The sequence below is a fragment of the Pararhizobium mangrovi genome, assembly GCF_006516965.1.
GTDB classification, from domain to species: domain Bacteria; phylum Pseudomonadota; class Alphaproteobacteria; order Rhizobiales; family Rhizobiaceae; genus Pararhizobium_B; species Pararhizobium_B mangrovi.
On record NZ_VHLH01000044.1, the window covers coordinates 1 to 20,032 of the forward strand.

The 20,032-nt window shown below is 66.2% G+C and carries 19 protein-coding genes; 9 read left to right on the forward strand and 10 right to left on the reverse strand.

The window, feature by feature from the left end:
- The 3 genes from FJU11_RS17180 to FJU11_RS17190 all read right to left on the reverse strand — a co-directional run.
- The coding region (locus FJU11_RS17180) for a LysR family transcriptional regulator (protein ID WP_141168306.1) at positions 1 to 924 on the reverse strand (924 nt) is incomplete at its 3' end.
- A gap of 229 nt (positions 925 to 1,153) precedes the next feature.
- Complete coding sequence (locus tag FJU11_RS17185; RefSeq protein ID WP_141168307.1) at positions 1,154 to 1,417, reverse strand: hypothetical protein; 264 nt, start codon at positions 1,415 to 1,417, stop codon at positions 1,154 to 1,156.
- Between the two features lie 183 nt (positions 1,418 to 1,600).
- Positions 1,601 to 1,870 carry a hypothetical protein gene (locus tag FJU11_RS17190; protein WP_141168308.1) on the reverse strand — a complete coding sequence of 90 codons (270 nt, stop codon included), beginning with the start codon at positions 1,868 to 1,870 and terminating at the stop codon, positions 1,601 to 1,603.
- 238 nt (positions 1,871 to 2,108) lie between these two features.
- On the opposite strand from FJU11_RS17190, the gene FJU11_RS17195 reads away from it, so the two are divergent.
- From FJU11_RS17195 to FJU11_RS17205, 3 genes are all read left to right on the forward strand, one after another.
- On the forward strand, positions 2,109 to 2,999 hold the full coding sequence (locus tag FJU11_RS17195; RefSeq protein WP_141168309.1) for a metal ABC transporter solute-binding protein, Zn/Mn family: 891 nt from the start codon (positions 2,109 to 2,111) through the stop codon (positions 2,997 to 2,999).
- A gap of 61 nt (positions 3,000 to 3,060) precedes the next feature.
- Positions 3,061 to 3,816: a metal ABC transporter ATP-binding protein gene (locus tag FJU11_RS17200; RefSeq protein ID WP_181408234.1), complete on the forward strand. Its 756-nt coding sequence runs from the start codon at positions 3,061 to 3,063 to the stop codon at positions 3,814 to 3,816.
- Positions 3,813 to 4,625 (forward strand): metal ABC transporter permease, encoded by an 813-nt coding sequence (locus tag FJU11_RS17205; RefSeq protein ID WP_141168311.1) that lies wholly within the window; start codon positions 3,813 to 3,815, stop codon positions 4,623 to 4,625. The genes FJU11_RS17200 and FJU11_RS17205 overlap by 4 nt, the downstream gene beginning before the upstream one ends.
- A gap of 7 nt (positions 4,626 to 4,632) precedes the next feature.
- Here the strand turns inward: FJU11_RS17205 and FJU11_RS17210 are convergent, their stop codons facing one another.
- From FJU11_RS17210 to FJU11_RS17220, 3 genes are read right to left on the reverse strand one after another with little or no spacing between them, the layout of a single operon-like run.
- Positions 4,633 to 5,337 carry a LutC/YkgG family protein gene (locus tag FJU11_RS17210; protein WP_141168312.1) on the reverse strand — a complete coding sequence of 235 codons (705 nt, stop codon included), beginning with the start codon at positions 5,335 to 5,337 and terminating at the stop codon, positions 4,633 to 4,635.
- Positions 5,334 to 6,770, reverse strand: coding sequence for a LutB/LldF family L-lactate oxidation iron-sulfur protein (locus FJU11_RS17215; protein WP_141168313.1), 1,437 nt, complete (start codon positions 6,768 to 6,770; stop codon positions 5,334 to 5,336). The genes FJU11_RS17210 and FJU11_RS17215 overlap by 4 nt, the downstream gene beginning before the upstream one ends.
- Positions 6,770 to 7,573, reverse strand: a complete 804-nt coding sequence (locus tag FJU11_RS17220) for a (Fe-S)-binding protein (RefSeq protein WP_141168314.1) — start codon at positions 7,571 to 7,573, stop codon at positions 6,770 to 6,772. Before FJU11_RS17220 ends, FJU11_RS17215 begins: the two co-directional genes overlap by 1 nt.
- Before the next feature lie 200 nt (positions 7,574 to 7,773).
- Here FJU11_RS17220 and FJU11_RS17225 point away from each other — a divergent pair, with 200 nt between their 5' ends.
- From FJU11_RS17225 to FJU11_RS17240, 4 genes are all read left to right on the forward strand, one after another.
- The gene (locus tag FJU11_RS17225) at positions 7,774 to 9,270 is read left to right on the forward strand and encodes an FAD-linked oxidase C-terminal domain-containing protein (protein WP_141168315.1); all 1,497 of its coding nucleotides are present in this window, start codon (positions 7,774 to 7,776) and stop codon (positions 9,268 to 9,270) included.
- A gap of 5 nt (positions 9,271 to 9,275) precedes the next feature.
- Entirely contained in the window at positions 9,276 to 10,514 is a 1,239-nt protein-coding gene (glcE, locus tag FJU11_RS17230) for a glycolate oxidase subunit GlcE (RefSeq protein ID WP_141168316.1), read from the forward strand.
- Between the two features lie 16 nt (positions 10,515 to 10,530).
- Complete coding sequence (glcF, locus tag FJU11_RS17235) at positions 10,531 to 11,853, forward strand: glycolate oxidase subunit GlcF (protein ID WP_141168317.1); 1,323 nt, start codon at positions 10,531 to 10,533, stop codon at positions 11,851 to 11,853.
- Between the two features lie 159 nt (positions 11,854 to 12,012).
- The gene (locus tag FJU11_RS17240; RefSeq protein ID WP_141168318.1) at positions 12,013 to 13,584 is read left to right on the forward strand and encodes a S10 family peptidase; all 1,572 of its coding nucleotides are present in this window, start codon (positions 12,013 to 12,015) and stop codon (positions 13,582 to 13,584) included.
- 61 nt (positions 13,585 to 13,645) lie between these two features.
- Here FJU11_RS17240 and FJU11_RS17245 read toward each other — a convergent pair whose 3' ends face one another.
- On the reverse strand, positions 13,646 to 14,311 hold the full coding sequence (locus FJU11_RS17245; protein ID WP_141168323.1) for a L,D-transpeptidase: 666 nt from the start codon (positions 14,309 to 14,311) through the stop codon (positions 13,646 to 13,648).
- A gap of 219 nt (positions 14,312 to 14,530) precedes the next feature.
- Complete coding sequence (locus tag FJU11_RS17250) at positions 14,531 to 15,298, reverse strand: L,D-transpeptidase (RefSeq protein WP_141168319.1); 768 nt, start codon at positions 15,296 to 15,298, stop codon at positions 14,531 to 14,533.
- A gap of 211 nt (positions 15,299 to 15,509) precedes the next feature.
- Between FJU11_RS17250 and FJU11_RS17255 the strand changes: the two genes are divergently transcribed.
- Entirely contained in the window at positions 15,510 to 16,154 is a 645-nt protein-coding gene (locus tag FJU11_RS17255; protein WP_141168320.1) for a DNA-3-methyladenine glycosylase I, read from the forward strand.
- Here the strand turns inward: FJU11_RS17255 and bluB are convergent.
- Complete coding sequence (gene bluB, locus FJU11_RS17260) at positions 16,138 to 16,824, reverse strand: 5,6-dimethylbenzimidazole synthase (RefSeq protein ID WP_141168324.1); 687 nt, start codon at positions 16,822 to 16,824, stop codon at positions 16,138 to 16,140. The two genes, FJU11_RS17255 and bluB, sit on opposite strands and share 17 nt — an antisense overlap.
- Before the next feature lie 136 nt (positions 16,825 to 16,960).
- Positions 16,961 to 17,902 (reverse strand): DMT family transporter, encoded by a 942-nt coding sequence (locus FJU11_RS17265; protein ID WP_141168321.1) that lies wholly within the window; start codon positions 17,900 to 17,902, stop codon positions 16,961 to 16,963.
- Between the two features lie 206 nt (positions 17,903 to 18,108).
- Here FJU11_RS17265 and hisS point away from each other — a divergent pair, with 206 nt between their 5' ends.
- Positions 18,109 to 19,914: a histidine--tRNA ligase gene (gene hisS, locus FJU11_RS17270; protein ID WP_141168322.1), complete on the forward strand. Its 1,806-nt coding sequence runs from the start codon at positions 18,109 to 18,111 to the stop codon at positions 19,912 to 19,914.
- The last annotated feature ends 118 nt before the right edge of the window (positions 19,915 to 20,032 follow it).

Below are 20,032 nucleotides of genomic sequence, written 5' to 3' on the forward strand. Positions count from 1 at the left end.
AGGCAGGTCGAGATCGCGTTCCCAGGGCGGCGTCTTGCCAAAACGTTCGGCGAGGAACTCGATCATCTTGCGGGTCTTCAGCGGCATGCGCCGGTCGTCGGCGAAGACGGCGTTGATGACGCCGATCGGGGTCGGCCGGTGGTCGAGGCCGATGGCGACGAGATTGCCCTTGCGCAGATCCTGACAGACGAGATAGCTCGGCAGCGAGACAATGCCGAGACCGGCGAGCGCTGCCTCGCGCAGCGCCGTGGAACTGTTGGAACGCATGTTTCCCGAGACCGGCGCACTGATTTCGCCGTTCGCGCCGAACGTCCAGTGATTGACGCCGATGCGCTCGGCGAGCGTGAAGCCGAGGCAATTGAAGCTCTTCAGGTCGTCGATCGTCTGCGGCGTGCCATGCGTGGCAAGGTAGCCGGGCGAGGCGCAGACCACGATGCCGCAAGAGGCGAGCGGGCGCGACCTGAGGTTCGAGTTGGGGAGCGGGCCGAAGCGGATGACGAGGTCCCACCCCTCCTGCACGACGCCCACGAGATAGTCGCTGAGCCCGAGTTCGATCGTCACTTGCGGATAGAGCGCGGAAAAATCCGCCATCAGCGGTGCGATGTGCAGCGTGCCGAAGGAAACCGGGGCGTTGAGGCGCAGATGGCCGCGCGGCTGGGACTGGCCGGCGACGACCGCTTCCTCGGCATCCTCGATCTCTGCGAGGATGTGCTGGCACGAACGCAGGTAGTAGCTGCCAGCCTCCGTCAGCGTCAGGCTGCGCGTGGAACGGCGCAGGAGCTGCACGCCGAGCCGCTGCTCGATCGCGTCGATGTGCTTGCCGACCATCGTCTGCGAAAGGCGCATGGCGCGCGCGGCGGCGGCGAAACTGCCCTCTGCATGGACGCTGAGGAAGACGCGCATTCCCGTCACCTGATCGAGCATCGCGGTGTCCTCCTTCGTGATCCATGATCGACGGCGACGCGCGGTCCGCCGCGAACACGGCCGTTCGATGGGCCGTACCGCATTTTCGGGCGGGACTGAAGCGCTGCCGTACCGGTTGCAGCGCGGTTCGGCCGGCTGCCGAGCGGAGCCTGCAGCTGAAAACAGAAAAGCCACCCCGGAGCGGGGTGGCTTGATGGTCCGGACAGGGTCCGAACGGAAAAGCGGTCGCTTAGCGGCAGCTGTACGTCACCTGGCCGGAATAGCGCGGCGAAACGACGAAGGGGCAATCGACGTAGGCGCTGTCGCCCTCGGTGGTGGTCGTGGCTACGCTGCCCGTGGTCAGCCGATCGACGTTGTCGTTGGTCTTCTGGCTCGGCATCAGGTCGTGAGCCTCGGGCGAACGCGGCGAAAGGACGAAATCGCTGGCATTGGCTGCGAAGACGGAGCCGAAGAGGGTGGCGGCTGCGAGGGTAATGGTTGCGACGTTCTTCATGGTCTTTTTCCTTGAGACATTTCCTTGTGCTCCCCTAACTTGGGGTGTCACCGAGGAATGATAATGGGCGTTTTTATGGATGGATTGTTCACTGTCGATTTGAGGTCGCCGGTGAAACTCGTCCCGATCAGCCGAAAAGAAGCGTGCGGTGCACGACCGTTCGCGGCAGCGATCGGATGATGATTACTTGCAAACCGTCGGCGCTTCGGCCTGGATGCGGAGCGAGACGACGCCCGTGCAATCGAACTGCGGGTTGTTCGAATGCGCGTTGCCCGTGTTCGTAATGCTGCCCGTTACCGTACGATCGACGTTCGGAACGGTCGTTTTCTGGCTCGGCATGAGGTCGTGCGCTTCCGGCGAGCGGGGCGACTGGACGAAATCGCTGGCATTGGCGGCGAAGGCGCTTCCGGTCAGTGCCGTGGCGAATGCGAGTGCAGCGATCATCGTTTTCATTGTAACTCTCCTTTTTTCATCGCGTGATGCACCGCAATATGTGCATTGCATCGCGGGAGATAACGACCGATCGGGTGTTTGCAGTTCACACCATTGGTTGGAGGTGGATGTGGAACCCGTGTTATTCGGCACTCCCAGCCACGTTGTTGCCGCCTTGCCTGCAATTCACCGGCATCCGGTACTCTTGCGGACCATGAATGTTATGTTATAACGTTCATTATCACGTCAGGAGATCGGTATGAAAGCAACGTCTCGTCATCTCGCAGCCATGCTCGTCGGTGCATGCGCGTGCATTTCCGCGCTGCCGGCCATGGCCCGCCAACCCGTCCGCGTCGTCGCGGCCGAAAGCAGCTATGGCAGCATGGTTCAAACGATCGGTGGCGACCACGTCCACGTGGTTTCGCTGATCGACAGCCCCGCGGTGAACCCGCATGCCTTCGAAGGAACGGCAAAGATCGGTCGCGAGCTTTCCGGCGCCGATCTCGTCGTCATGAACGGCCTCGGCTTCGACCACTGGATGGACAATTTGCTGGAAGGGACCGAGAGCGAAAGCCGCATCGTCGTCAAGGCCGAAGACGCCGCCCCTTCCATCGTCCTGCCGGACAAGAACGAGCACCTCTTCTATTCCCCACGCATCATGCTGGCGACGGCGGGGCACGTCGAAAAGGCGCTGGCGAAGATCGACCCGGACAATGCCGATGCCTACGAGAAGGGCCTCGACGCCTTCGCGAAGAGCTTGACGCCCATCTACGCGCGGGTTCAGGACCTGATCGCCCATCATCCCGATACGCCGATCGGATCCACCGTGCCGGTCTATGGCTACATGCTCGCCCTCCTCGGCTACCCCGAGCAGTTCCACGGCCTTTCCTATGCCGACATGCACGGCACCCAGCCGAGCGCCAAGCAGGTGAACGAGGCGCTCGAGGCGCTGAAGGGTCACAAGGTTGCGCTTCTGGTCTACAACGTGCAGGTGACGAACCAGCTGACCGACCGGCTCGTCGACGAGGCGAAGAAGGCCGGCGTACCGACGGTCGGCGTTAGCGCCATACCGCTTCACGGGGAAGACTATGCAGCCTGGCAGGTCGAGCAGCTCGACGCGATCAAGAAGGCCCTCGACGGTGCGTCCTGAGGACGCGGAAGGCGCGAAGCCGGCGATCGCGGTCGCCGGCCTCGCGGCGGGAAGGGGGCGCATGCCCGCCTTTCGCGACGTGACCTTCACCGTGCCGCCGGCGAGCCTGACCGTGCTCGTCGGGCCGAACGGGGCGGGCAAGACCACGCTTTTCGAGGCACTGCTCGGGCTTCTGCGCCCGCAGGCGGGCTCGGTGCGCATCCTCGGACGCGCGCCGCGCGAGGCGCGCCGGTATGTCGGGCTCGTGCCGCAATCCGCCCGGCTTGCCCACGAACACCAGCTCGCCGGCCGCGAATTCGTCGCCGCCGCCTTTCGCGCGCGCCGCCTCGGCCTGCCGCTTGCTCGCCGAGAGACGGCCCTTGCTGTCGGCGAAGCGCTCGCTGCGGTCGAGGCGCAGGATCTCGCCGACCGGCGCCTCGGCACGCTTTCGGGCGGGCAGCGTCGGCGCCTCCTCTTCGCACAGGCGCTGGTCAACCGGCCGGAAATCCTCTTGATGGACGAGCCGCTCGCCGAGCTCGACCCGGCGGCCCAGCGCACCGTCGTCGGCCTCGCCGCACGCTTGCGCGACCGCTTCGGCCTGACGATCGTCTTTTCCACGCACGACGTGAACCCGCTGATCGGGATCGCCGAGCGCGTGCTCTACCTTGCCGGCGGGCGTGGCGTGATCGGCCCCATCGAGGAAGTCGTCACCGGCGAGGTGCTGACGAAGCTCTACGGCGTGCCGATGGAGGTCTTCGAGGCCCGCGGCCGGCGCTTCGTCGTGCAGGATGACGCGGTGATGGCGGCCGCACCGGAAGAAGTGGCCGCCGCACGATGAACTGGCCGGACTTCCTGGCGCTCGGCTTCATGCGCAATGCCTTCGCGACGGGCACCGCGGTTGCGATCGCCGGCTCGCTCGTCGGTTATTTCGTGGTGCTGAGGCGCCAGACCTTCACCGCGCACGCGCTCGGCAATATCGGGTTTGCGGGTGCCGCCGGGGCGCAGCTCGTCGGCTTTTCCCCGCTCGGCGGGCTCGTCGTCACCACGCTTGCCGCGGCCGTGTGGCTGACCTTCGTCGGCGCCCGGCTTTCCGAGCGCGATCTCGGCGTCGGCATGCTCCTGATGCTGGCACTCGGGCTCGGCGTGCTCTTCCTCAACATCTACAGCGCCAACGCCAATGCCGCGCTCGGCATCCTCTTCGGCAGCGTGCTCGGCATCGGCGAACGCCAGATGTGGGTGGCGATCGGCGTCTCGGTGCTGGTCGTGGTGCTGCTCGCCATCCTGTTCCGACCGCTTCGCATCGTCACGATCAACGAGGATTTCGCGCGCGCCCACGGCGTGCCGGTCGAACTTGTGACGCTTGCCTTCATGCTGACGCTGGCGCTTTCCATCGCCGTTGCCGTGCCGGTGATCGGCGCGTTGCTCACCTTCGCGATCTTCGTCGGCCCGCCGGCGGCAGCGCAAGCCTGGACGCGGCGCGTCGGCACGGGGCTTGCGCTCAGCGTCGTCCTTGCCGTTGTGCAGGTGTGGCTGGGCCTGCTCGCCTCCTACTATGTGGATTATCCGGCGACGACGTGGATCGCCGGCCTGAGCTTTGCGGTCTATCTGGCAAGCCGCATCGGCCGGCCGATGGGGGCTGCCGCCTGAACGGCAATCACGGCGTGCGTTCGGCCGGCATCGTGCCTTCGGGATCGATCACGAGGATGTGGACGGAACGCGGGCCGTGGGCGCCCATCAGAAGCACCTGCTCGATGTCCCCGGAGCGCGACGGCCCCGTGACCAGGTTGACCGTGCGCGGCATCGATCCGTCGCCACGGCTCGTCCTCAGTGCGCTCCACAGACTTTCGAGGTCGCCGGTCACGTCCTTCGCGTCGACGACGACGAGGTGGTGTTCCGGCAGGAAATTGACGGTCGTCGGATTGTCCGTGCCGCTCGTCAGCGCCAATGTACCGGTCTCCGCGACTGCGCCGAGCGCGTGGGAAACACCCGTGACGTCCTCGCCGTCGCTCGCCCCCGACTTCACTTCGAGTGTCGCGGCCTCGTGCCAGGGCGCCTCCGCAAGCCGCGGATCGGTTCCCATGCGCACCGACGCCGGCAGGTTGCGTTCACGCAGATAGGTCAGCACGGCGTCCGGCAACGCATCGTAGCCGGCAAGCGTTGCGACGGACGCGTTCGCCTTGATCGCCATGTCACGGAAGAGGGCGAGACGCTCGGCCGCCGGCAGATGCCCGCGTTCGGGGATCACGCCGCGCGGATGGCCCGCGAGACGCTCGGCGACCGCCGTCTTTCGCGCGGCCTCGTCGCCACCCGCCCCGAGCGAGGCGCGGATCTTCGACAGGATCGCGTCCCGCCCGCTCACGCCTTCGACCCCTTGTCGTGGCGCTGGCGCTCGGCCCATTGCTGCATGAAGGTCGCGCCTTCGGGTGCCGGAAGATCGCGGTGGCGCGTCCAGCCGCCGGCAAGCGGCAGGCGGGCGATGCGATGGCGCGCGCCGCCGAGACGCGAAAGGACCGGCATGGCGAGAGAGACGGCCCGCCGATAAAGCTTCGGACGCCGTGCCACATAGGCCCATATGCCGAGGCCGAAGCGAGCCTTCGAGGGTTGCAGATGCTTCTCGAACTCCTGCTCGCGCCAGTGCCGCATCATCTTCGGCAGCGGAATGCGCATCGGGCAGACTTCCTCGCACCGCCCGCAGAAGGTCGAGGCGTTCGGCAGGTGCCCGGACTTGTCGATGCCATGAAGGGAGGGGGTAAGTACCGCACCCATTGGTCCCGGATAGACAGAGCCGTAGGCGTGGCCGCCGACGGCGTGGTAGACCGGGCAATGGTTCATGCAGGCGCCGCAACGGATGCAGCGCAGCATTTCCTGATACTCCGTGCCGAGCATGTCGGAGCGGCCGTTGTCGACGAGGACGACGTGGTATTCCTCCGGTCCGTCCGGATCGTCCGCGCGCTTCGGGCCTGTCGAGACCGTAGTGTAGACGGACATGTCCTGGCCGGTCGCCGAACGGGCAAGCACGCGCAGGATCTGCGCGGTGTCCTCGAGCGTCGGCACGACCTTCTCGATCGAGGCGACGACGATGTGCACCTTGCCGAGCGTCTGGGTCAGGTCGCCATTGCCCTCGTTGGTGACGATGACGGACGAACCGGTTTCGGCGACGAGGAAGTTCGCGCCGGTGATGCCGATATCGGCCTCGAAATATTTCTGCCGCAGCACCTCGCGCGCCTCGGCGAGCAGCGAGACGGGCTCGGTCAGGTCGCGTTCCGCCTCGAACTGGGTGTGGACGCGGCGAAAATCGCTCTCCACCTGGTCGCGGTTCACGTGCACGGCCGGCGCGATGATGTGGCTCGGATGTTCACCGCGCAACTGGATGATGTATTCGCCGAGATCGGTCTCGACGGGCGTGATGTCGTTTGCGCTGAGAAAGTCGTTGAGCCCGATCTCCTCGGTGATCATCGACTTGCCCTTGGTGACGGTCTTCGCCTTGCGCTGCTGACAGATCGCGAGCACCGCCTCGCGCGCTTCGGCGGCCGTCGCTGCCCAGTGCACGTGGCCGCCGGACTGCGTCACCTTTTCCTCGTAGGCCTCGAGGTAGTGGTCGAGATGGGCGAGCGTGTGGTTCTTGATGTCGCGTGCGTTGTCGCGCAGCCGGTCGAATTCCGGTAGCGCGTCGGTCGATTTGCGGCGCTTGTCGATGAAGCCCTTCTCGACGTTGCCGAGCGCGCGCTGCAGGTCGGCATTGGCGATCGCCGCGCTCGACTGCTCCTTGAACTTGAGCGAGGTCAGTTCCATCAGCGCTTGCCTCCGCCGGCGATCGCCGGCTGGTCCGTCATACCGGCGAGCACTTCCGCCACGTGGCGGACCTCGACGTTGGAGCCCTCGCGCTTCAGCTTGCCGGCCATGTTCATGAGGCAGCCCATATCGCCGGCAAGCAGCATGTCCGCGCCGGTATCGGTGATCGCCTTCATCTTCTTGGTCACGATCGTGTTGGAGATGTCGGGATACTTCACGCAGAAGGTGCCGCCGAATCCGCAGCACACATTGGCGTCCTTCATCTCGGTGATCGTCGCGCCTTCCAGCGAATTGAGAAGCGCGCGCGGCTGCGCTTGCACGCCGAGTTCGCGCAGGCCCGAACAGGAATCGTGATAGGTCACCGACTGGTCGAGCCGGCCTTCGACACCCGTGATGCCCATCACGTCGGTCAGGAACGAGACGAGTTCGTGCACCTTCGCGGAGAAGCGTTCGGCGCGCGCGCGCCACGGATCGCCCTCCTCGAACAGCCAGGGATAGTGCTTCTTCATGGTCGAGCCGCAGGAGCCGGAGGGCGCCACGACGTAATCGAACCCTTCGAAGCTTTCGATCACCTGCTTGGCGATCGCCGCCGTGTCCGCGCGATCACCGGAATTATAGGCCGGCTGGCCGCAGCAAGTCTGGCCGAGCGGCACCTCGACCCGGCAGCCCGCATCCTCCAGAAGCTTGACCGAGGCGAAGCCGACGCTCGGGCGGAAGAGATCGACCAGACAGGTCGCGAAGAGGCCGACGGTCGGCTTCTTCGCATCGGCTCGCGTTCGCCGACCGGCGCTCGGTTCTTCCATGGATGGTGGCTCCTTCCCGTGGCCCGCATCTTCCGCCGACCGGCATGCATCTTGAGACCCGCCGGCGCCGTGGTCAACGCGCCAGGGCAGAATTGCACGCGGTCATTGCCGGCCGGCGAGCCCGTTGCCGGGTCGACGCTTGCCCGTCCGGGCGCTATATCGGCAATCAGGCAAAACGTCGCCGATCGGGAGGAGACGCCATGGCAACGCCGGCCATGCCTGAAGTTCAGGAGAAGACGCTTTCGCGCCGCGAGGCGATCGTCGGCGATCTGCGCGCGATCGTGCCCGGCGAGGGCGTCGTCGACGCGACCAATTCCATGCGCGCCTTCGAGAACGACGGGCTGACGGCCTATCGCCAGCTTCCCCTCGTCGTCGTGCTGCCGGAGACGGTGGATCAGGTCTCTCGCGTGCTCGCCTATTGCCACGAAAACGAGATCCGCGTCGTGCCGCGCGGCTCTGGCACCTCGCTCTCGGGCGGCGCGCTGCCGCTGGAAGACGCCGTGCTCCTCGTCATGTCGCGCTTCAATCAGGTGCTCGAGATCGACTATGACAACCGCGCCGTGCGCGCGCAGCCGGGCGTCACCAATCTCGGCATTACGACGGCCGTTCAGGACGAAGGGTTCTACTACGCGCCCGATCCCTCCTCGCAGATCGCCTGTTCGATCGGCGGCAATGTCGCGGAGAATTCAGGCGGCGTGCACTGTCTGAAATACGGTCTGACGACGAACAATTTGCTCGGCCTCGAAATGGTGCTCGTCACCGGTGAGGTGATCCGCCTAGGCGGCAAGCACCTCGACAGCGAGGGCTACGATTTCCTCGCGTTGATGACGGGCTCCGAGGGCCTGCTCGGCGTCGTGACCGAAGTCACCGTGCGTATCCTGAAAAGGCCGGAGACGGCACGTGCGCTGCTGATCGGCTTTCCGTCGAGCGAGGCGGGCGGACAGTGCGTGGCCGACATCATCGCCGCCGGCATCATTCCGGGCGGCATGGAGATGATGGACAAGCCGGCGATCGCGGCGGCGGAGGATTTCGTCAAGGCCGGCTATCCGCTCGACGTCGAGGCGCTCCTGATCGTCGAGCTCGACGGCTGCGTCGAGGAGGTCGATCACCTCATCGACGTGGTCGAACGGATCGCGGCGAAGAATGGCTCGACGACCTGCCGCATCTCCATGAGCGACGAGGAACGCGCGACGTTCTGGGCCGGGCGCAAGGCGGCGTTCCCGGCCGTCGGGCGCATCTCGCCGGACTATTACTGCATGGACGGCACGATCCCGCGCAAGGAACTGCCGCGGGTGCTTGCGCGCATGCGCGAGCTTTCCGGCCACTACGGCCTGCGCGTGGCGAACGTCTTCCACGCCGGCGACGGCAATCTGCATCCGCTGATCCTCTACGACGCGAACGAGCCGGGCGAACTGGAACGCGCGGAGGAATTCGGCGCCGACATCCTGAAGCTGTGCGTCGAGGTCGGCGGCGTCCTGACCGGCGAGCACGGCGTCGGCGTCGAGAAGCGCGATTTGATGGGGACGATGTTCAACGAGACCGATCTCGACCAGCAGATGCGGGTGAAATGCGCCTTCGACGACAAGCATCTCCTGAACCCCGGCAAGGTGTTCCCGCAGCTTCGTCGCTGCGCCGAGATGGGCCGCATGCACATCCATCGCGGCCAGATGCCGTTCCCCGACATTCCGCGGTTCTGAGCGCCATGAACGACGCTGCCGCGAAAGTCGAGGAGGCCGGCCATACCTTTCGGCCGGAGACGGAAGAGCAGGTGCGCGACGCCGTCTCATGGGCGGTTTCGGAACAGACCCCGCTTGCCGTGCGCGGGCATGGATCGAAGGCTGCGATCGGCCGGCCGGTGCAGGCGGCGAACACGCTCGATCTCTCCGCGCTTTCCGGCATGACGCTCTACGAGCCGGAGGAACTGGTGCTTTCGGCGAAGGCCGGTACGCCGGTCGCGGAATTGCACGCCTTGCTTGCCGAGAATTACCAGGAATTCGCCTTCGAGCCGATGGACTACGGACCGCTGCTCGGCGGCGAGGCGGGTCGCGGCACGCTCGGCGGGCTGTTCTCGGCGAACCTCGCCGGCCCGCGCCGTATTCGAAACGGCGCGGCGCGCGACCACGTGCTCGGCATTCGCGCCGTCACCGGGCGTGGCGACATCGTCAAGTCCGGCGGACGCGTGGTGAAGAACGTCACCGGCTACGATCTCTCGAAAGGTCTCGCCGGCGCCTGGGGCACGCTCGCCGTCGCCACCGAACTCACCTTCAAGGTGCTGCCGCGTGCCGAAAGCGAGACGACGCTGGTGCTTCTCGGCCTCGACGATGCGCAGGCCTGCGAAGTGATGGCGCTCGCCATGGGCTCGGTGGCGGAAGTCTCGGCCGCAGCCCACCTGCCGGAGACGGTACGCCGGTCCTTCGTCGGCGGTGTGCTGTCGGCCTCGGCCACGGTCTTGCGCATCGACGGCTTCGCGCCATCCGTCGAAGCCCGGTTCGAACGGCTGGCGGCGATCTTCAAGGCCTTGCGCGTCGAGTGGCTCAATGCCGAGACGTCCCGCCAGCTCTGGCGCGAGGTGCGCGACGTGAAACCCTATGCCGACGGGACGGCGCGACCCATCTGGCGCGTTTCCACCGCGCCTGCGAGTGCCCACGCCTTCGTCATGGCGCTGAGGATGGAGGCGGGCGTCGACGCCTTCTACGACTGGCAGGGCGGGCTGGTCTGGATGCGCATGGAGAGCGATCCCGAAGCCGAACTGGTGCGCCGGCATCTTTCGGCAAACGGCGGTGGCCACGCGACGCTGGTGCGCGCCGACCCGGCCATCCGCGCCGCCGTCCCGGTCTTCCAGCCGCAGCCGGCGGCGCTCCACGCGCTGTCGAAGCGTCTTAAGGCCCAGTTCGATCCGACGGGCGTCCTGGAGCCGGGGCGCATGGTCGCGGATATATAGGGCCGGGAGTGAAGCCATGCAGACGAACTTCTCCCTCGCCCAGCTTGCCGATCCGGATACCGCGCATTCCGAGCAGATCCTGCGCAAATGTGTGCATTGCGGGTTCTGCACGGCGACGTGTCCGACCTATGTGACGCTCGGCAACGAGCTCGACAGTCCGCGCGGGCGGATCTACCTCATCAAGGACATGCTAGAGAACGACCGGCCGGCGGACGCGGAGACCGTCACGCATATCGACCGGTGCCTCTCCTGCCTCGCCTGCATGACGACGTGCCCTTCCGGCGTGAACTACATGCACCTCGTCGACCATGCGCGCCAGCACATCGAGCGAACCTATCGGCGGCCGTTCGCCGACCGGATGACGCGCGGCCTGCTCGCCGCCGTCCTTCCTTATCCGAAGCGCTTTCGCCTGGCACTTTCGGCAGCGCGGGTCGCACGACCGTTCGCGCGGCTCTTCAAGGCCGTGAAGCCGTTGCGGCCGCTCGGCGCTATGCTCGACCTCGCGCCGCGTGCCGTGCCCGAGCCTTCGCCGGCGCAGGAGCCGGGTGTCCATGCGGCAAAGGGGGAGCGCCGGGCCCGCGTCGCGCTGCTGACGGGTTGCGCGCAGCCGGTGCTCGACCCGGCGATCAACGAACGCACCATCGCGCTTTTGACACGGCTCGGCGTCGAGGTCGTCGTGCCGAAGGGCGAGGGGTGCTGCGGCTCACTCGTCCACCACATGGGCCGCGAGGCCGAAGCGCTCGCCGATGCGCGCCGCAACGTCGACGTCTGGACGCGCGAGATCGAAGGCGGCGGGCTCGATGCCGTGATCATCACCGCGTCCGGCTGTGGCACGACCATCAAGGACTACGGCCACATGCTGCGCACCGACACCGATTACGCGGAGAAGGCGGCCCGCGTCTCGGAACTGGCGGTGGACGTCACGGAATTCCTGGTCACACTCGATCTGCCGGCGCCGACGAACACGAGTGGCCTGACCGTCGCCTACCATTCGGCCTGTTCCATGCAGCACGGACAGCGCGTCACCCGCGAGCCGCGGGCGCTTCTGGAACAGGCGGGCTTCACCGTCAAGACGCCGGCCGAAGCGCATCTGTGCTGCGGTTCTGCCGGCACCTACAACATCACCCAGCCCGAGATCGCGGCGAAGCTGCGTGATCGCAAGGCTGGGAACCTGAAGGCGACCGCGGCCGACATGGTCGCCACCGGTAACATCGGCTGCATCACCCAGCTTGCCGGTGCGGTCGGCATGCCGGTGGTTCATACCGTCGCGCTGCTTGACTGGGCCTGGGGCGGCGATCGGCCTGAGGGCATCGGCGTAAACGGTTCGGCAGGAAGATAGCACCATGTGATCTTCCCCCAATGCGGAGGAGATGCCCAGCTATGCCGAGGCCGAACGATCACGTCCGTGTGACGGTACGGACCGTATGGCCGAGGTTTCACAAAACCGCCGTTGCTGCTCTAGATGGTCCCGTTACGACGTCACGGGAAAGGTTCTTTCATGGATATCGCACGCTTTCTCGCCGCCGGTAGCCTTGCCTTCGCGCTTCTCGCCGGCGCGTCCCCTGCTTCGGCCCAGTCGCCGCATGGCGCGGACCGGAAAGGCGATGCGAGCGGCAGCGGGCCAGGCATCTTCTCGCTTCTGCCCGACACTGCGAAGACCGAGCATTCGATTACCGTCGACGGCAAGACGCTCGCCTATACGGCTGAGGCGGGCACGCTGCCGCTTCTTGCCGGCGACGGCTCGCCCACGGCGCGTATCTTCTACGTCGCCTATCGGGCGGAGGATGGCTCGAATACCGATGGAAAGGGCAGTGATGGACAGAACGGTGGCGGAAGCCGCCCGATCACCTTCGTCTTCAATGGCGGGCCGGGCGCCGCATCGGCTTATCTTCAGCTCGGCGCGCTCGGGCCCCGGGTCCTGAAGACGAACGAGGACGGCTCGTTCCGTGCGCCGCCGCAGGAACTCGAAGACAACCCTGACACGTGGCTGACGATGAGCGACCTCGTCTTCGTCGATCCGGTCGGAACCGGGTACAGCCGTGCCGCACCCGGACAGAAGGAAAGCGACTTCTGGGGCGTGCGCACGGACGCTCAGGCGATGGCGGCCTTCATCCGGCTCTATCTCCTTCAGGCCGGGCGCACGGCCTCGCCGGTCTATCTGGCGGGCGAAAGCTATGGCGGGTTCCGCGCGGCGCTTCTTGCGAGAACGCTGCAGGAGGATACCGGCATCACGCCGGAGGGCATCACGATGATTTCGCCGGCGCTCGACTTCTCCTTCATCTACGGCGGCGACCATCGCCCGCTCGATCCGGCCCTTTTGCTGCCGTCGATGGCGGCCGTGAACCTCGCGAAACACGGCGTCACCGGCGAGGCTTTCGGCAAGCGCATCGCCGCAGTGCAGGATTACGCGCTTCACGGCTACCTGACGGCGCTCGCGAGCGGCAGAAGCGCCGGTGGCCGCGCGGCGAGCGAGCGCGTGGCCGAGATCACCGGGTTGCCGCTCGCAAGGGTACGCGAACGCGACGCACGCGTGTCGGCCACGGATTTCGTGCGCTGGTACGACCGTGCGGACGGCGAGATCCTCAGCATCTACGACGGAACGGTGGAAACGGCCGACATTGCCCCCGATTCCGATCGGGACCGCACGCCGGATCCGATCCTGGAGCGCAGCGTGCCCGTCGTCACCGGCGCGTTCGTGAACTATGTGCGCACGGCACTGAACTACCGCACCAAGGTAAGCTACCGCCTTCTCAACAAGGAGATCGCCGGCAAATGGGACTATGGCGGCGACGCGTCGAGCCAGGGCTATGCCGACGCGCTGGACGACCTGCAGGAGGCGCGTGCGCTGAACCCGTCGATGAAGGTGCTGATCGTCAACGGCTATACCGATCTCGTCACGCCCTACATGGTCTCGCGCTACCTCGTGAACCAGTTGCCGCCGCTCAAAGGCGCGGCACCGATCCGCACCGCCGTCTATCCCGGCGGGCACATGATGTATCTGCGCTCTGGCTCGCGCCACGCCCTTTATCGCGATGCACAATCGGTCTACGGCGCCGGCCAAGCCGAATAGGTTCGTTCGAACGAAAACGGGGACGAGCCAGACAGGCCCGTCCCCGTTTGTTGCCGATGCTCTAGAAGATTGATCGGTTCGAGCCGAGGTCGCGGTAGTAGACGCGACCTTCGCGCTTGCCGGGGCCGATGACGTAGACCGTCGTGCCCTTCGGAACGCGGGCATAGAGGTCCTCGACGTCCTGGTTCATCATCCGGATGCAGCCGGACGACATGAACTTGCCGATGGAGCGCGGCTGGTTGGTGCCGTGGATGCGGTAGAGCGAATCGTGGCCGCTGCGATAGAGGTAGAGCGCGCGGGCGCCGAGCGGGTTGTTCGGCCCGCCCTTCACGTGATGCGGAATCTGGATGCCCTTCTTCGCCTCGCGGCGGATCATGCGGCCGGGCGGCGTCCAGCTCGGCCACTCGGCCTTGCGCCCGACATGCATCTTGCCCGACCAGCGGAAGCCGTCGCGACCGACGCCGACGCCGTAGCGGATCGCCGTGCCGTCGTCCTTGACGTAGTAGAGATGCTTCGAGCGCGTATCGACGATGACGGAGCCCGGATCGACGTTCGTGCTGAAGCGCACCGTCGTGCGGCGATAGGCCGGTGCCGGCTGGTGGGCGCTCGCACGCTCGATATGCGTGTAGGGCGAGCCGGCGTCGGTTCGCCCAGGGGCCGCGTTCGCCGCGCCCGCGAAGCCGGTGGCGAGTGCCGCAGCGGCAAGAAGGGTCAGGAGGGGTCGCATGGTGATGTTGCCTTTTCTGCCATTGGCCTCGGCCGCCGGGGAAACGGCCTTCGGCGCTTTTGTCGATGAGACGGGATCGCCATCCGGCTTGTGATGGCCGCGATCGTGCAGGCGATGCCCTTGGTAATGGATGATCGGCCGGTCGTTCGGTTCGCGGACCGGACGCTGCGATGCGCTCGTTCCGCGCATCGGGGACCACGCCGGACGGGGGTACCGACGCTATCCCCTATGGACGACGACCTCGGTGCCGACGCTGACCCGATCGTAAAGGTCGAGCACGTCCTCGTTGCGCATGCGGATGCAGCCCGAGGAAACGTTGTGGCCGATCGTCCAGGGCGCGTTGGTGCCGTGGATGCGGTAGAGGGTGGAGCCGAGATAGAGCGCGCGCGCGCCGAGCGGGTTGTTCGGTCCGCCCGGCATGTGCGCGGGCAGGTAATGGCCGTTCTTCGCCTCGCGGGCGATCATCTCCTTCGGCGGCGTCCAGCCCGGCCACTCGGCCTTGCGCGAGACCCGGTGCGTGCCCGCCCAGCCGAAGCCCGGCCGGCCGACGCCGACGCCGTAGCGCTTGGCCATGCCGTGGCCGAGAACGAGATAGAGGAACTTGTCGCTCGTATCGATGACGATGGTGCCGGCTGGCCGGTTCGTGCGGTATTCCACAATGCGCGGCAGGTAGCGCTTCGCCATATGCATCTGGCGGGGATCCTCGCCGCGCGGGATCGCGGCGAGTTGCTGCGGGGACGCACGACGGATCTGCGACATCTGCTCTTCGCTCGTCACCGGCAGGTGCCCGCGCGGGCGTGCCTCGCGTCGTTCGTAGCGGCGCACCGCCTGTCGGCCCTGAAGCTGCGTGACCCAGGGTGCGGTCAGGTCGGGGCTGAGAACGATCGGCGGACGTTCGGCATAGCGCTGGGCGGCGTTCGCCGCGGTGCCGCCTGCCGTGATCGCGAGCGCCGCGCATGCGCCTGCAAGGAAAAGGAATTTAGCCATGAGCCGTCGTTGCCTCGTCGTCCCGGTTCGATCATGCGTATCGCGCGGGCACGAAGGCCAACACGATCCATGGCCGAAAGATGGCGCGACAACGTTTCGAAAAGAGTGAATCGCGGCACCGGGCAGGCGAAAGCCGTGCGGAAGGGTTAACAACCAGTTGATCGGTCCGGTAAACGAGGCGTTAATCGGCAATGGCAGGCGAAGGCAAAGCATGGCGGAGACAACCGAGAGCGACGGGCTGATCGAAGGACCGGACGGACGCGCGCGCTGCTTCTGGCACGGCGGCGACGGCGAATACATGCGCTATCACGACGAGGAATGGGGCCGGCCGGTCGCCGACGACCGGCGCCTGTTCGAGAAGATCTGCCTGGAAGGCTTCCAGGCGGGGCTTTCCTGGCTCACCATCCTCAGGAAACGGGACAACTTCCGCGCCGCCTTCGCGAATTTCGAGATCGCCCGTGTCGCAGCCTTCACCGACGACGACGTGGAGCGGTGCGTCGGCGATTCCGGCATCATCCGCCATCGCGGCAAGATCGTCTCGACCGTCAACAATGCACAGCGTGCGCTTTCCCTGCAGGCGGAGTTCGGTTCGCTCGCGGCCTATTTCTGGTCGCACGAACCGGGCGCGGCGGCGCGTCCGGCAAACGTGGACCGGGCGCATCTGCGCGACAACCCGACGAGCGAAGAATCCGTGCGTATCTCGAAGGACCTGAAGAAGCGCGGCTTCACCTTCGTCGGCCCAACGACGGTCTACGCCTTCATGCAGGCCATGGGTCTCGTGAACGACCATATCGAGGGTTGCTTTTGCCGCCCCGAGATCGAAGCCGAGCGCGCGGCCTTCATTCGTCCGGGGTGACGGCGGTCTCGCGCCCGCCTTCGGGCCAGCCTTCCTCGAAGATCAGCTCGTCGAGCGGCAGGCGCTCGCGCCAGCCCTTTTCGGCGAGTTCGGGGCGGGCGTAGAGCTGGTCGACATAGCCCACGCACAGATAGGCAACGATCGCGACATGGTCGGGGACGTTCAGCAACGCCTTCAGCTCGTCGGCATGGTAGATGCTGACCCAGCCGACGCCGACACCTTCGGCACGGGCGGCGAGCCAGAGGTTCTGCACCGCGCAGACGGTGGAATAGAGGTCCATCTCCGGGTTGTGGGTCTTGCCGAGCACGACGCGGCCCCCGCGCGTTCGGTCGCAGGTCACGCAGATGTTGAGCGGCGCGGCGAGGATACCCTCGAGCTTCAGCGCTCGGTAGGCGCGGCCGCGCTCGTCCCCGAACATCGCCGCCGCCTCGTCGTTCGCATGCGAGAAGAGCCGGTGGACGGCTTCGCGCCGTTCGCGCTCGCGCAGGAGGATGAAGTTCCAGGGCTGCATGAAGCCGACCGAAGGGGCATGGTGGGCCGCCTCCAGCAGGCGCCGGACGAGCGCTGCCGGCAGCGCATCGGGCAGGAACTCGTTGCGCACGTCGCGTCGCGTCTCGATGGCGCGATAGACGCCGGCCCGCTCGTCCGCCCCGAAGGCGGCGGCCGGCATGAAAGGGTCGTCGAAGCGATGGCTCACATGGTCTCCCCGCTGCCCGGGCTTCCGATCGTCCGGAAATGGCGCCACCATATCCATGGGCGGAGGCGGAACAAGGCCGCCGGTACCGACGCGACGTCCCGCCGCGTCGTCAGCTCATGCGGGTGCGGAAGAGGTGGCGTCGACGCCCGCTTGCCTCCGGGGTGCCGGGGCGCTGGCGTGGCGTGATCAGGATCGCGGCAATGACGAGCGCACCGGCGACCGCTTCGAGCGGCCCGATCGGCTCGGAAAAGGCCATGGCGCCGACGACGAACATGGTCGGCAGCTCGATGCTACCGGCCGCCGCCGTCAGCGTCGCGCCGATCTTCGGTGCGTAGATGTTGTAGAGGAGCTGCGGCACGAGTGCGGTGATCACCGCGATGCCGGCGATCAGCGCCCAGTCGTGCGCGCCGGCCGGCACGACGGCGGCGAGCGGGGAAAGCAGGATCAGCGGCCCGAGCCCAACGACCGAGCCCAAGGACTTGCAGGCCAGTCGCGACAGCGGCGGGATGGCGAACATCTTGCGCGCCAGGATGTTGATGCCGGTGCCGAAGGCGAAGGGCGCTGTAAAGGCGACGAGGAGATAGGGCAGCTTGTCCATCGGCACGGAGGCGGGCGTGCTGGCGAGCGCCGCGCCCAGCACGATCATGCCACCGGCGACAAGGGAGCGCCCCTGCGGTCGCTCGCCGAAGAACAGCCAGCCCTCCGCGATCGTGAAGACGGGATAGGTCATGTAGATGACGCCGACGGTGGAGACCGGCAGGACCTTCAGCGCCTCGACGTAACCGATCCAGCCGAGCGCCACCATCGCGCCCGAGAAGAACCCCCAGAGCGAAGCCGAGCGCATGGCGCCGGAAAAGCGCAGGAACGGCGCCAGCAGGATGGCGGTGAAGGTGTAGCGATAGAAGACGACGGCCGGCGCGATCAGTCCCGCGTCGCTCAGGCCCCGCATGAAGAAGGGAACGGTGCCGAAGCCGATCGAGGCAAGCACGACGATCACGAGGGCGGGATCCGGCATGCGGGTGCGTGCCGAGGATGGATCGATGGCGGCCATAAAGAGGTCGAACGCCCTTCGGGCGATGTTGCGTCTGTTCGCGTACGAATGGGCGAACGCGGCCGGAACCGGCGATGTTCCGGGACAAACCGGCGATTTTGCGCCGTCTTCCGCCGCTTCTTGCCGCATGCGCTCGCTTCCGCTACGAAAGCCCGCAAATCTCCGACATTCCTTTCGTATCATCAGCCGAACCGGAGCGCCGACCCATGAGCGCGAAGAAAAAGAAGCCCGCCCGTCTCAAGGCCCGTCTGCCGCGCGGGTTCGTCGATCGCGGACCGGGCGACATCCGCGCCACCGAGGCGATGATGGCGAAGATCCGCGAGGTCTACGAGCGCTACGGCTTCGATCCCGTCGAGACGCCGATGTTCGAATATACCGACGCACTCGGCAAGTTCCTGCCCGACGCGGATCGCCCGAACGAGGGCGTCTTCTCGCTGCGCGACGAGGAGGTCCCTTCCGGCGGCACGGCGCCGAACGCAGAACGACAGAAGGCCGCGAGGCAGGCAGCCGAAGACGCGGTGCTGCACGCCGCCACGGCCGCGACTCAACAGGAGACAAGGAGCGTCGAGGGCGCTACCGGGACGCAAGAACAAGAGCCGAAGAGCGCCGCAGGTGCTACCGGGGCGCAAGAACAAGAGGCGAGGAGCGCCGCAGGCGCGACCGGACTGGATAAAGCCGATTGGATGAGCCTGCGCTACGACCTGACGGCGCCGCTCGCGCGCCACGTGGCGGAAAACATCAACACGATCCAGCTTCCCTATCGCACCTACCGGGCGGGGTACGTCTTCAGGAACGAAAAGCCGGGGCCGGGGCGCTTTCGCCAGTTCATGCAGTTCGATGCCGATACGGTCGGTGCGCCCGGCGTCCAGGCGGATGCCGAGATGTGCATGATGATGGCCGACACGATGGAAGCGCTCGGCATTGCGCGCGGCGACTACGTCATCCGCGTCAACAACCGCAAGGTGCTCGACGGCGTGATGGAGGCGATCGGCATTGGCGGTGAGGAGCATGCCGAGACGCGGCTGACGGTACTGAGGGCGATCGACAAACTCGACAAATTTGGCGTCGAAGGCGTCGAAGAACTGCTCAGAGAAGGGCGAAAGGATGAAAGCGGTGATTTCACAGAAGGCGCTGGGTTGAGCCCACAGGCCACCAAAAAAATTCTTCGCTACGTTCGAGCTGGAGTTTCCGTCGCCAATGTTGGACGGCGTTATCGCTTCGACCGAACAAAAAGTAACGCGATGTTCGAAGCAGCGATTGATACAATTTCAGAGTTGGTGATCGATGCAGATATAGGTGGAAATGGTGTTCGTGAACTCCGTGATATCCGCTCATTAGTTAAAGCAGCAGGTTATGATGACGGTCGAGTCCAGATCGACCCCTCCTGCGTCCGCGGCCTCGAATACTACACCGGCCCCGTCTTCGAGGCCGAGCTACTCGCCGAGATCCCCAACGAGAAGGGCGAGATCGTGCGCTTTGGCTCGGTCGGCGGCGGCGGACGGTATGATGGGCTCGTCAAGCGCTTCACCGGGCAGGACGTGCCGGCGACGGGCTTTTCGATCGGCGTTTCGCGGCTGATGACGGCGCTCAAGAACCTCGGCAAGCTCGACGATGGCGGCGTCGTGCCGCCGGTCGTCGTCTGCGTCATGGATCGCGACACGGAAAGCCTCGGGCGCTACCAGCGCTTCACGCAGGAACTGCGGAACGCCGGCATCCGGGCGGAGATGTATCAGGGCAATCCGAAGAACTTCGGCAACCAGCTAAAATACGCCGATCGGCGCGGCGCGCCGCTTGCGATCATCCAGGGCGGCGACGAGCGCGCGCGCGGCGAGGTTCAGATCAAGGACCTGATCGAGGGCAAGCGGCTTTCCGGCGAGATCGCCGACAATGCCGCCTGGCGGGAGGCACGCGCCGCGCAGGTCGCGGTGCCGGAGGATGCGCTGGTCGACAAGGTGCGCGAGATCCTAGCCGGCCAGGCTGCGGACCGGGCAGCGGCGTACGAGGTCGCCTAGAACGCTTCCGTGCCGGTCGGAAAGGCGCTAGGTAGTGGACTCATAAGTTCGCATCCACAGTCTTGCCGATGCGAGAGCGACGGCGGCGAGAAAGTTCCTTGCCAGCTTGTCGTAGCGC